The following is a 12,592-nucleotide window of genomic DNA, read 5'->3' as shown; positions in this document are numbered from 1 at the left end:
AATACCAACGATTAGAGTACTTATGGTCAAGAACGACGGAGCAAACACCGACTCTCAACCAAATTAGACAGCGCGAAGATATTTACCGGTAAACGATTTTTAAATCAGACAAACAGCACGCCATTGTTAGGTATTTTTTCAATATGTTGAAAATCTCTTATTTAGAGATAGTTTCAAAGTAATTCTCTAAAAGCATAATCCTCTCAACGTCGCTGGAGACCAAACGCACCAGCCTACTGATTCGGCATCGAGACAACGGCATCTGGTGCCCTATGGGACGATGCATGGACGTCGCCAAACCACGACACACCGATGGTTGTTGACCCTGACATATTGTCAGGGCATAGCTTTTCTCTTGCGACCGCAAACCGGCCGCGGACGACACGACGAAAGAGGAATGGGATGCGTGAGACAGACAAGGACGAAGCGCCTTGGCGGCCAGCCGAGATGTTCGGGCTGACCATTGGCGAGGTCTCGAGAATGTTTCACGTGAGCGTGCGCATGCTCCGGCATTGGGAAGACCTCGGTCTGCTCTCGCCGGCACGCGACGCCAGCGGATATCGGGCTTACGGGCCAGCCGACCTGAACCGCCTTCGTCGTCTGCTCGTCTACAAGGAGCTGGGCGTGCCGGCCACGCGCATCGGGCGTCTGCTCGACGCGCCGGCGCCGGTTGTCATCAAGGAGCTCAAGGCGGGACGGAGCGACCTCGAAAAGAGGTTGCGTCATCTTCGCAAGATCCTTGAAGATACAGACCGGCTCATCGACATGGCAGAGAAAGGAACGACCATGGCAACTACCAAGGACTCGGACGTCTCGCGACAACGCGAAGCGAAGGACCGCTGGGGCGACACCAAGCAGTGGATGGAATTCGCCGAGCGACAGACCACCACGGACGAGGACACCACAATGAATCAGGAACAGCATATGCTTGACGTCGAGGCGAAACTGGCCGATGCCAAGCGCCGCGGCGTCAAGCCTGGCAGCGACGAGGCCAACAAGCTCGCCGAAGAACACCGCGCATCACTCTATTACTATGAGGTCAGCCCGTCAATGCAGGTCGGCCTGGGCCGTATGTACATCGTCGACAAGCGCTTCAAGAAGCACTACGACGACATCGAGCCCGGCCTGGCCCAATGGCTCCACGACATCATCGAGGCCAACGCCGCCGCCCAAGGTATCGACCTCGACAACGTGCAGTGGGAGTGAGCTCAGATTATCGAACAGGCCGTTTTAGCCCATTATGAACACACGGTTAAACGGCCTGCTCGAAACTTCAATCAAAAAGCCTTTAGGCTTCAAAGTCTTGTGCGAATAAAGGCACTACTTCTCGTCTTCATCCTCCACGACCACATTGATGACCTCATTATCGCCGCTCTCCCCAATAATGGCGTTGATACGATCTTTCTTTTCCGTCAGGAAACGCTTGTGGTAGAAGATATCCGCATATTGCAACACTTGACTCATTTGCGCAGTATCGAAAAGAGCCCCGAAACCAGCTGAAACAACCGGAACCGCATGGTCTATGACCTTAAGCGTCATTTTTCTTCCGACCTGTTCGAAGATTGTTTTGAAGACGCTGTTTTCCAATCCTTTTTGACCGACCTTTTGCAACGCCTTCTCCGCGGCGGCATTCGCGAGCGCCCTGATCTGCGCCAACATCAGAGCGGGCCCGCCTTTACCGGCCATCGCTGCCCAACCCTTTTTAGCCGTCTGCTTTATGCTTTGCGCTTCGGCGATCGCCATGAATTTGGCGACTGAATCCGGTATACCGGCTCCGTTGCTCCCATGAGGATTCAACGCCGCCGAGAAAACCCCACCCGCGATAACCAGTTCGTCTGGATCATTCTTGACATCATATCCATATGCCATCGCTATGGTCTGCACAGCGCGATACTCAAGGAATGTACTCATCACAAGGCTTAGGGGAATGCCGGCCACACCCATCGCTCCTGTGCTCGCGCCCTCGACGACCGCAGCGCCGACATTGTGGGAACTATATTTATTGGCCGCTTTGCTCACGTCATAGCTTCTCATGAAACAGATGTCGTCGATGCGATTGACCGTCTCATCCTCCAGTACGGCGTTCAAGTTCTTCACCACTCCGGCTTCGTTGACGCTGTATTTGGCGGCTTGCTCCTCAAGGACGTGGAATCCCTTCGAGGCTATTTCCATCGCGCGCTTGTAGATGTCTCGTTCGGAAATACTGTCTTTAAACGTCTCCGCCTTTTCCTTGATGTTTTCGGGCACGTGCTCAGCCAATGTCTTGCCTACGCTCGCGACGCGACCCGGAGTGGTCAGTTTCTTGAATCTATTGTCAAGGGCTTCAAATTCCTCGCATTCCTTGGCATCCAATATTGGATTCGGCACCACTGGTTGTTCTCTCGGTTGTTCTCTGTCTTTCTCTTCCATAGCAGGCTCCTTTACCGTTCGCAATCATTGGCTTTCTCTCAAAAATAATAACATTTTAATAAGGCATTATTACAAATACGGTTTGAACCACGGAAATCGTCTCGCGGCGGCACTCACGTGATCATGAAAAGAAAACCTATGGCAGAACTAGTCAAAGGCACCGAGATTGGTCGTGAATTCGACAATGGTGAAGATGTTGGGCGGATACCCTCGATATAGAACACAGCACCTATAATCCCGGTGAACAAGCCAACCATAAGGTTAATCTGAGTTCCCCATCCAGAGATGGAATGGTCGGATAGTGAAGCCGATTCAAAGGCCGAACGGAACCAAGGTGAGGTGGCGGATACCACTTTCATGCTCAACAGTCACCGCACCAAGCGTGCGGGCGACCTCGACTACGGATTGCGTTGGCGAATCAAGCAGCGCTCGGGTAAGTAGGCCGCGGTAGTGCTTGGCCATGTGGGAGACGGTTTTGTTGTGGGAGTTGGCGATGCGGACGTCGTACCATTCGCCGTTGTCATGTGACAAGGCCGGCTTGGTGACGCGATATAGTTCCGAACGCAAATCCACCGTCACGTCAACGTTGCGTGTGGAGCCAGATATCGACGATTCTTGTCGCGCTGTCATATCGCCGATTGCTTTATTAACACTCCCCTGATGCGGAGTCTCCAATTCCTCCGCAAAGCCAGTATCCGGGCTCCAACCCGCGAGCGCCTTGCGCCAGAACGTCTTCAACGGGCCGATGCTCGGCAGGGAGACATTCATCGACAGACGGTAAGAAGGAATCGGGTCCTCCCCCGACGTCACGCCGAACAAACCGGAGAAGATCAGCACGTCATCGTTATGCCGCAATTTCGCAGCTTCGTATAGCACTCCCGTATACACCTCACGAGCTGGCGCACACGGCGCGTTCAACATATCACGCTGCGCGATGATTTCTTGGGAGCCTTTCGCTCTGACCTTCAGAATCTTTGCCGCGTCGTCGCGCCGCGACACCTCAATCAACGCCGACAGCACCGTTTCCCTCGACTCGTTGAGCTCGGGAAACGACAAACGATCCATATCGAAAGCGGGACCGTCGGCCGGAGCCGACTTGCCTTCGGAGGGTGGCAGGAGAAGATGCATATCCACCAGTGTATCCAAATCGCAACCCGAGGCGGCAACCCCTCCGCGTGGAGAAAACCACACCGTTAGAAACATCACAAACCCTTGTGTGGCAAGGCTCGCATTGTTATCTTCTTCATACTACGTATGAGAAGGAAAGGAAACGTATGACTTCCAACATACTCAACAACGCGTCCGGCCAGCCTTGGGCCGACAACACCCATTCGCAGACAGCCGGCGTGCGTGGACCTGTGCTGCTGCAGGACTACCAGCTGGTCGAGAAGCTCGCCCACTTCAACCGCGAGCGCATCCCCGAGCGCGTGGTGCACGCCAAGGGCGCCGGCGCCTACGGCACCTTCAAACTCACCAAGGATATGAGCGAGTACACCAAGGCCGACGTGTTCAACGGCGAGGGCAAGGAGACCCCGATCTTCCTGCGCTTCTCCCAGGTGGCCGGCGAGCTCGGCTACCCCGACACCCTGCGTGACGTCCGCGGCTTCGCGCTGCGCTTCTACACCCAGCAGGGCAACTACGACATCGTCGGCAACAACACGCCGACCTTCTTCATCCAGGACCCGCTGAAGTTCCCCGACTTCATCCACTCCCAGAAGCGCGACCCGCGCACCCACCTGCGCAACGCGACCCGCCAGTGGGACTTCTGGGCGCACTCCCCCGAGACCGTGCACCAGGTCACCTACCTGATGGGCGATCGCGGCAACCCGGCCAGCTACCGCACCATGAACGGCTACGGCAGCCACACCTTCAAGTGGGTCACCGCCGACGGCACCGCCTTCTGGGTCAAGTACCACTTCATGAGCGAGCAGGGCGTGGTCAACATGAGCGAAGAGACCGCAGCCAAGGCCGCCAGCGAGGACACCGACTACCTGCTGCACGAGCTCTTCGACGCCATCGAGTCCAAGAACTACCCGTCCTGGAAGGTCTGCGTGCAGATCCTCCCCTACGAAGAGGGCCTGAACTACAAGCACGACATCTTCGACATCACCAAGGTCGTCTCCCACAAGGACTACCCGCTCATCGAGATCGGCGAGTTCACCCTGAACCGCAACCCCGACAACTACTTCGAGGACGTCGAGGAGTCCGCGTTCGCGCCCGCCAACTTCGTGCCGGGCATCGAGCCCTCCCCCGACAAGATGCTGCAGGGCCGCCTCTTCGCCTACAAGGACGCCGCGCGTTACCGTCTCGGCGCCAACTACGAGCAGCTCAAGGTCAACCGCCCCATCAATGAGGTGCACAACTACGAGCGTGACGGCTTCATGTCGAACAATGCCCAGAACGGTGCTGTCGACTACGAACCGAACAGCTTCGGCGGCCCGACCGAAGACACCTCCGCCCGCAACCACGGCGACCAGCTCGAGGGCAAGACCGGCAACTACGCGGCTTACGAGCCCGACAACTTCTCTGCTGCCGGCGCGCTCTACAACGTGCTGAGCGAAGAGGAGAAGCAGCGTCTGGTTGCCACCATCGCCTCCAACCTGGGCCAGGTAGAAGGCGAGCACGCCGAGGAGATCAAGATCCTCGAGACCCGTCAGTTCTATCAGGCTGATCCGGATTATGGCACCCGCGTCACCGAGGCGCTCAGGCTGAATCTCGACGACATCAAGTGAGGCTGAGGTAACGCCTGAGTTCGGCGTTGCAACAGTGTAAAAGGGAATCCTCTCTCGTCAATATAGAAAGAGGATTCCTTTTATTATATTTGCGCTACATATATATTTGCGTAACAAAAAGAGTTCCTATCCTCCACGTTTTCACGCGACGGATAGGAACTCCCCGATATCAGGTTGCTATCGAGTTCAATGTACCGATAGCAACCTGGACGTATCAACTTACAAGTACATCTCGGCCAGATATTTGTAGGTGTTCTTGCGCGCCTGGAGACTGTAGATCGGGACATGAACCATCAGCTCGTCAATCTGGTAGGCGGCGATCTCGTCGTCCAAAATATCCTTGACCTGCTGCTTTGTGCCCTTGATCAGAATCCGGTTAGCGTAGGCGTGCTTCAACCGTTCCTCATCGGACTCAGTATAGACATACGATTCGGCCCTATCCGGGGAAATCAACGTGGCTTGCGGGTGACCAAGCGTCAGATACGACAGCTCGAACGACTTTTCGTGACGCCGCAGCTCCTCTTCAGTTTCGGTGATGAGCACGCGATAATCCATGCTGACGATTGGATGGTCGAAGAAGACGCTCGGTTTGAAGGATTCGCGGTATTCTCGGAAAACGCTGGGCGAAATGCCTGGATTGTAGCCAAACCATTTCACGAAGCTATAACCCAGACCGAGCTCGGCGGCTTTCAACGCCGATTGACCGCTCGAGCCCAACATCCACGGCTCCGGTACATCCTCACCGGTATCGGGAGCCGCGAACACGTTACGATACAGCGGACTAGCCTCGGTGGCCTGAGTGCCTTTGAGCAGCGCGAGAATATCGTTGATCTTGCCGTACATCTGAGGGTCACGGTCAAATTGCGGCCGTCCTTCGGACAACGCCATGATTTCCGTGGGACCTCCGCCGGGAGCACGCCCCAGACCCAAATCGATACGGCCGGGCGCGATGGCCTCGAGCGTCTTGAAGGTCTCCGCAAGCTTTAGCGGCGAATAGTGCATGATCATCGTGCCGCCGGTGCCAAGCCGGATGTTCTTCGTGGCGGCCGCATAGTAGGCGACGAGCAGCTCGGGTGCGATGCTGGCGCTGGCCGGGAAACCATGGTGCTCGGAGAACCAATACCGGCTGTAGCCAAGGCTTTCGACGTATTGGACGAGCCCCTTGGTCTTCTGCACGTTCTCTTTCGGGGTCTCCCCGGTGTTGAGCATCAACAAATCATGGACGGCTAGTCTCACGGTCACTCTCCCATCTCTCGAACGCAATTCGGTATTATCGACGTTTCCGTAAATCGACATGGCGTTGCAATCATTCGCGACCGAACTGGCCGAATCGCTACGTTCCGTATCGCCAACGCTACAGCAAGCGAGGCCGGAAAATCAACGATTTGCGCCAACACCCGAAAAGTGCTCCTCACACACCTGCGACTTTCATCGAGGAAATGTCCGAAATGACAAAAATCAATTTGCCTTAATTGTGATGATATTGAAAAACGATATGTCTTATATCGAAAAACAATATGAAACGAATATGATATGAAACAGAAAGAAATTTATCCAGCTAAGGAGACCAGATGGGATCTCAACAGTCCAAAGACACCCGGGACGCCCGGATTTCGCGGCGGGAACCAGGAAACGACAACGGCGGGCGCGGCGCGCACATGTCGCACCACACGCTCGCCATCCTGCTCGAGATCACCGACGCCTGCGTGGTCGCCGCGTGCCTGGCGCTGGCGATCATCGTGATTCCCGCAGCCGAAAAAGCCGGTGAGCTCAAGCAAGGCTCGGCCATTCTCACCGCTATCGGAATGCTGCCTTTGGCCGTGGTGGCCGTATGCGCGTGGAGGCTGTTCTCGGCGATCGGACGCGAGGAGACCTTCACGCCCGGCAACATCCGCCGCTTGCGGATAGCCGCCATGGCCTTCGCCATCTCGGCGACGGTGTGGCTGGTGGAGCTCATCGTGGCCCTCGTCGTCACCACCGACAGCAGGCGCCTCGTCATCCTGGGGTTGGGCATGGCGTTCCTCTTCTGCCTGGTGCTCGCCGTGGTCTCCTCGGCCCTCGCCTCGCTGACGGCCGCCGCCACCGAGCTCAAAAACGACAACGACCTGGTGATCTGACATGGGACACATCACGGTAACCCTGGACGACATCCTCGCCGAACGGCGCATGACCCTCACCGAACTCTCGCAGCGCGTGGGCGTGACGGTGGCGAACCTCTCCATCCTCAAAACCGGCAAGGCCCGGGCGGTGCGCTTCACCACCCTCGCCGCCATCTGCGAGGAGCTCGATTGCCAACCCGCCGATCTGCTGCACTATGAGCGGGCGAGCCCGGAAGATGCGGAAGCACCTAGCGCTTCCAAGTCGTTCGCAAGAAAATAACACCTCGAAAATACATCGAAGCAATTAATCACTCTGGCTAACATCCAGCCAAAATAAAAAGGACATAACCATGGATCAGGATAAGTGCGCCCAAAATCGCCCCAATCCGGCGAATAACCAACCTCAGCAGCCCCAAAACAGCGCAACTGGAATGGCATTGAACAACGGAGCCGAAGCACAGTCCGGAGCCGCGATGGATAATGAAAATCCCAATGCAACGCCTCCGACACAGAGTGCGCAAACGGCCCCAATGCAACCTGGACAGATGCAAGGCGCTCCGATGCAGCAGGGGCCAGCGCAGACCACCTACCCACAAGGAAGCCCAAATCAACCGGGACCGATGCAAGCAACTCCATACGCCTACACGATGGGCCTCGCCAACGGAATCGCCGGCCAACCGATAAACGGGCCTGCAAGACAGCCAATCCACGGTCCGACCAACCAGCCGAACATCAGACCAACCGGTCAGCCAATCAACGGACCAATGGTCGGACCAACCGGTCATCCAATCAACCAGCCAATGGCCAGGCCAACTGGACGACCGATCAACAGACCACAGGCGAGCGCCCCCACGGCCCCTGTCGAGCCGCTGACCAAAGCCGACAGGACTTCCCTCGCCTGCGCGGTGGCCCTCGCCCTGCTCTGGACCATCTGCGCCTCGCAATCATTCCTGTCAACCATCTACATGTTCATCGGCGGCCTGTCGCTGTCCGTCTGCCTGCTGGCCTTCCTTGGCTGCGCCTGGCTCCTGAGGCAAAAGCGCAACCCGAAGCAACCGAACGCCAACATGTCAAAATGGTCGTACGCGCTGATCATCTGCACGGTGCTGCTTATTGTGCGTGCCCGCGTTCTCGCAGGCCGTCTGGATCCACGCCCTCAACGCCTGCGCCCTCGCCGTCACGCTGCCGATGACCTATCTGCTGGTCTGCGGCGAGAGTGACGCCGAACTCTTCCGTCTGCGTGGGCTCGGGCACGGCATCGCCACCTTCTTCATCGAACAGTTCCGGAATTGGCCGACCATGGGCCGCGTCGTCTCGTCGTTGGCGCATGGACACGGGAAGGCGTTGGGCGGCGCGGCGGCCGGAGCGGCGTGCGGCCTGGGAATCCTGGTCATCGTCATCCCCGCGCTCTCCTCCGCCGATGGCAATTTCGCCTCAATCATGAACCACCTCTATGACTTGCTGCTGAACATCAATATCGGCCGTCGCCTTCTCGACATCGCTCGTTTCGCGCTGATCGTCCCCATCGCGTTCTCCCTGCTCTACGCCCTGCGCCACCACCGCAGGAAAGCGAAACCGGTCACAGGCCCCGCCACACCATCACGAAGCTCGGTCTCCGCTGCGGCGCTCAACACGATGCTCGCCATTCTCGATGTAGTCTATCTGGTCTTCGTGGCCATCCAATTCTCCTACCTGTTCGGCGGAACGGACACGCTCAAGCGCTTCGGAGGCTATGCCGCCTACGCCCGCGCCGGCTTCTTCCAACTCGTCGCGGTCACGGTCATCAACCTCGTCGTCGTGATGGCCTGCGTCTACCTGCGCCAAAGCCAGAAGCGCTCGACGCCACTGCTCTGCCTCGAACTGGTGCTCGTCGCCTCCACAGCGGTGATGCTCATCTCGGCGGTCTGGCGCATGAACCTCTACGTCAACGAATACGGCCTCACCCGCCTGCGTCTGCTGACCTACTGGGGCATGGCCGCAATCGCGTTCCTTCTGGTCGTCACCGTGGTGAAGCTCTTCCGTCCACGTACCGGCCTGTTCCGCCTGGCCGTGTTCGGCGTCGTCTGCCTGTGGCTCATCTTCGCCTTCGCGCAGCCGGACTATATTATAGCCAAGGTGAACGTCGACGGTTACCTCAGCGGCAGCATTGAGCAGATCGATGTCGACTACCTAGGCGAACTGCCGGCCCAGGCCTCCGGACCGCTCAACCGTCTGAAGAACGAGGCGTCGAGCAAGACCGTGCGCAAGGATGCCGGGCACGCCCTTGACGGCATCAACGAGAAGGCCAGTCACACGGATTGGTCGCTATGGGGTATCTAGCGAGATAGGCGCTCGTCTATTGCAACAAAAACGGAAACCGGGAACGGTTGGACGGTGATTCTTGGGATGATAACGAGGATATCTCTTCTGTCATCACCTGAATCGTCGTTCAACCGTTCCCGGTTTTATACGGACTGCGTCAACGTCACTTCAACATCGCTTCGACTTCATACCAGCGTCTCGTCACCACAGCGCAAACGCTTTACTTGCCGCTGAACACCTGGAACTGCTTGGCGTCGCCGTAATCGTTGAAGTGCGGCATATTGTGCAGCGTGGCCATGTCCTCGTCGCTGATCTTGAAATCAACCTGCGCGTTGGCCGTGATATGCGCCTGCGAGGAGGCCTTGGGCAGCGGCACCGTGCCGAGCTCGAGGCAGTAGCGGATCATCAGCTGCGGCACCGAGACGCCGTAGCGCCCGGCCATCTCATTCAGGGTCTTGTTGCCGGCCATTTTGCCGTGTGCGATGGGCGAATACGCCTCGACCAGGATGTCGTGCTTCTTGGCATAGTCGAGCAGGTCGAAGCGCGTGTTGCCCACGTGGGTGAGCAGCTGGTTGACCACCGGCTTGACCTCGCCGTGCTCGAGGATGTTGTCGAGGTCGACGTCCTCGAAGTTGGAGACGCCGATGGAGCGGACCTTGCCCGCCTTCCGCGCCTCCTCCATGGCCTGCCAAACCTCCAGGTTGCCGGCGAAGCAATGGTCGCCCTCATGGAAATGCGCCCAAGGTTCCGGGGCGTGGATGAGCAGCAGGTCGACATAGTCGAGGCCCAGCAGCTTGAGCGATTCGTCGATGGAGTCCTTGGCGGTCTTGTAATCCTTGTATTCGGCCTGGACCTTGGTGCACACGAAGAGGTCGTCGCGCTTGGCGTCGGACTCGCGGATGCCCTCGCCCACGCCACGCTCGTTCTCGTAGGCCTGGGCCGTGTCGATATAGCGGTATCCGGATTTGATCGCCATCTCGACGGCCGCGGCCGCCTTGTCGTCGTCGATCAACCAGGTGCCAAAGCCCAGCTTGGGAATCGTCAGGCCATCGTTCAGCCGGTAATCCTCGTCAAGTATCGTCATCATCGTCTCTTTTCCACTTGTCCGTTTCGCGTTTCGCGCGCCGTTTTTATGTTATCGACAGCAGCATCTCATCAGCGACAAACACCACCGACCTCCACTCTAAACACGTCAAGTACTCGAAGTCAAAAGCTTTGCGCCGAGCACGGCCGCATTTTCGTGCTTATCACTGAATGATACATAATTATGCACTGTATATAAAAGTTACCGAATATATGACCCCACAAATCAAGCCGGAACAACATATCCCTACAGACAACCGTTCCGGCTTGTGGATTCGATGAGGATGCTAGGGCAAAAACCTTAAGTCTCGTAGATGGTTGAGTTTATATGTAATCCATCGTTTTTGACTATTCGTTCAAAAACTGCTATCGTGCCAAGTATGGCAAGACCACGAAGTTTTGATGAGCACCAAGTGCTCGAGCAGTGTCGCGACGTTTTCTGCGAGCACGGCTACGACGCCACCTCGATCGATGACCTCGTTGCCGCGACCGGGCTCAAGCGCGGAAGCCTTTATCAGGCGTTCGGCAGCAAACACGGGATATTCCTGAAAGTGTTGCGAGGCGCACTTGATGCCACAACCAATCGATTTTCGGATGACGCTGTGACCCTTGTAGCTATCGCCTGTCTGGAACTTGCGCCCCATGACGCGAAGGTCCGCGACATCATCGCCAAGTGGCGGTCTCAGATTCCGCCGGAGCATGCGGCACTGCTGCCGCAAGCCCTCGGAGACAATCTACTTAACCGTGCCGGAATTAGTGCAAAACCGACGACTGACTAAATCAGTTCAATATACATACCCAAATCAATCAAACTTTTTAACAACCAAAATCACGAAAAGGAAGTATCGCCATGTCCGAAACACAGAACAACCGGAAGGGCAGCAACACCGTAACCATCGAGGGAAAGACCCTGAAAGTCGTCCCGAACGGCCTCAACAAACTCTGGTCGTTCAAGGGCAATCTCGAGATTCCGCTGGCTCACGTGGCGGGCGCGACGCTCGACCCGGGATTCAACATGTCCGGACGCCCCGCGTTCCGCGATCCCGGTCTGGCCACCTCGGGCAAGAAAGCCGGCACATTCAAGTTTCCCGACGGTGACATCGAGTTCTGGAACATCGCCCAACCCGAGCAGCCCCTGGTCATCCAGCTTCATGACGAAAAGTTCGACCGCCTGGTGCTAGGCGTCGCCGACCCGCGTCAAGCAGCAGACGCCATCAATGCCGCTATTGAGTAATAACCTAAGCTCGCATCCGCATTGATACCACTCCCTGCCCCACCATGGCGATGGCCTTCATACCATTCGAGGCTTACCGCCTTACCTCCAAATTGCTGTCATATTTACGATGCTGCCTTCATTTGCAACACCGTAAATATGTTTCATCGATTCACAACCCCAGACCGTCCACCCACGAGGCGAAGGTCTGCTCGGTGTCCGAGGCGGCGAAGCGGCGGCCGACCTTCCAGTCGGCATTCGAGGCGCTATCATGCAAGCGACGTCCATCCGCGCCATTGATGCTCGAACCTGACGTGGCGAAGGTGACGATGGTCTTACCCGAGAAATCCTGGCTTTCCAGGAACGTGCGCACGATCAACGGAGCGCTCTCCCACCACAACGGGAAGCCGACGAAGACCACGTCATATCCATCGACGTGGACCGGCTCGGCCATCTTCGGCCTGATGCTTTGGTCGCGGTGCTCGACGCTGGTTCGGCTCGACGAATCGTTCCAGTCGAGGTCGGCCGCCGAATAGGGTTGCGCGGGGACGATCCGCTTGATGTCCGCGCCCGTGGCTTTGGCAAGCTTTTTGGCCGCGCTTTCCGTATTTCCGGTGGCGGAGAAGTAAACGACAAGTGCTTTCTTGTTCATATCATTCCTTTACGATTGGGCTCGTTCCCACTCCCGGAACGTTATTATCCACAATATTAATTTCAAGTGCTCGAAGTCAAAACGGCTCATCCCAATTGCTCTC

Annotated in this window: 13 protein-coding genes; 8 read left to right on the top strand and 5 right to left on the bottom strand. The window is 57.0% G+C overall.

Annotated elements, in window-relative coordinates; all coding sequences use genetic code 11:
• Positions 1-402 precede the first annotated feature (402 nt).
• Positions 403-1,206, top strand: coding sequence for a MerR family transcriptional regulator (locus OZY47_RS03710; RefSeq protein ID WP_277178863.1), 804 nt, complete (start codon positions 403-405; stop codon positions 1,204-1,206).
• A gap of 114 nt (positions 1,207-1,320) precedes the next feature.
• Here OZY47_RS03710 and OZY47_RS03705 read toward each other — a convergent pair whose 3' ends face one another.
• Positions 1,321-2,409, bottom strand: coding sequence for an EcsC family protein (locus tag OZY47_RS03705; RefSeq protein ID WP_277178861.1), 1,089 nt, complete (start codon positions 2,407-2,409; stop codon positions 1,321-1,323).
• Positions 2,410-2,721: 312 nt separating this feature from the next.
• Positions 2,722-3,612, bottom strand: a complete 891-nt coding sequence (gene yaaA, locus OZY47_RS03700) for a peroxide stress protein YaaA (RefSeq protein WP_277178859.1) — start codon at positions 3,610-3,612, stop codon at positions 2,722-2,724.
• 71 nt (positions 3,613-3,683) lie between these two features.
• On the opposite strand from yaaA, the gene OZY47_RS03695 reads away from it, so the two are divergent.
• Positions 3,684-5,141, top strand: coding sequence for a catalase (locus OZY47_RS03695; RefSeq protein ID WP_277178857.1), 1,458 nt, complete (start codon positions 3,684-3,686; stop codon positions 5,139-5,141).
• Positions 5,142-5,360: 219 nt separating this feature from the next.
• On the opposite strand, the gene OZY47_RS03690 is transcribed toward OZY47_RS03695, so the two are convergent.
• Positions 5,361-6,383, bottom strand: coding sequence for an MsnO8 family LLM class oxidoreductase (locus tag OZY47_RS03690; protein WP_277178855.1), 1,023 nt, complete (start codon positions 6,381-6,383; stop codon positions 5,361-5,363).
• A 329-nt stretch (positions 6,384-6,712) separates the two neighbouring features.
• Here OZY47_RS03690 and OZY47_RS03685 point away from each other — a divergent pair, with 329 nt between their 5' ends.
• The 4 genes from OZY47_RS03685 to OZY47_RS03670 all read left to right on the top strand — a co-directional run bounded on the left by OZY47_RS03685 (position 6,713) and on the right by OZY47_RS03670 (position 9,559).
• Entirely contained in the window at positions 6,713-7,258 is a 546-nt protein-coding gene (locus tag OZY47_RS03685; RefSeq protein WP_277178853.1) for a DUF2975 domain-containing protein, read from the top strand.
• A gap of 1 nt (position 7,259) precedes the next feature.
• Positions 7,260-7,520, top strand: a complete 261-nt coding sequence (locus tag OZY47_RS03680) for a helix-turn-helix transcriptional regulator (protein ID WP_277178851.1) — start codon at positions 7,260-7,262, stop codon at positions 7,518-7,520.
• Between the two features lie 520 nt (positions 7,521-8,040).
• On the top strand, positions 8,041-8,460 hold the full coding sequence (locus OZY47_RS03675) for a hypothetical protein (protein ID WP_277178849.1): 420 nt from the start codon (positions 8,041-8,043) through the stop codon (positions 8,458-8,460).
• A complete protein-coding gene (locus OZY47_RS03670; protein WP_277179131.1) occupies positions 8,360-9,559 on the top strand; it encodes a DUF4173 domain-containing protein in 1,200 nt (399 codons plus the stop codon). Before OZY47_RS03675 ends, OZY47_RS03670 begins: the two co-directional genes overlap by 101 nt.
• Before the next feature lie 202 nt (positions 9,560-9,761).
• Here the strand turns inward: OZY47_RS03670 and OZY47_RS03665 are convergent, their stop codons facing one another.
• Positions 9,762-10,628 (bottom strand): aldo/keto reductase, encoded by an 867-nt coding sequence (locus OZY47_RS03665; protein WP_277178847.1) that lies wholly within the window; start codon positions 10,626-10,628, stop codon positions 9,762-9,764.
• A gap of 376 nt (positions 10,629-11,004) precedes the next feature.
• Here OZY47_RS03665 and OZY47_RS03660 point away from each other — a divergent pair, with 376 nt between their 5' ends.
• Positions 11,005-11,403 carry a TetR/AcrR family transcriptional regulator gene (locus tag OZY47_RS03660; protein ID WP_277178845.1) on the top strand — a complete coding sequence of 133 codons (399 nt, stop codon included), beginning with the start codon at positions 11,005-11,007 and terminating at the stop codon, positions 11,401-11,403.
• Between the two features lie 71 nt (positions 11,404-11,474).
• Positions 11,475-11,858, top strand: a complete 384-nt coding sequence (locus tag OZY47_RS03655) for a hypothetical protein (protein WP_277178843.1) — start codon at positions 11,475-11,477, stop codon at positions 11,856-11,858.
• 151 nt (positions 11,859-12,009) lie between these two features.
• Here OZY47_RS03655 and OZY47_RS03650 read toward each other — a convergent pair whose 3' ends face one another.
• On the bottom strand, positions 12,010-12,489 hold the full coding sequence (locus OZY47_RS03650; RefSeq protein WP_277178841.1) for a flavodoxin: 480 nt from the start codon (positions 12,487-12,489) through the stop codon (positions 12,010-12,012).
• Positions 12,490-12,592 lie beyond the last annotated feature (103 nt).

Source organism: Bifidobacterium sp. ESL0790 (genome assembly GCF_029395435.1).
Classification (GTDB): domain Bacteria; phylum Actinomycetota; class Actinomycetes; order Actinomycetales; family Bifidobacteriaceae; genus Bifidobacterium.
The sequence above is the reverse complement of the archived record's forward strand: the minus strand, read 5'-3'. Positions and strand labels throughout refer to the sequence as shown.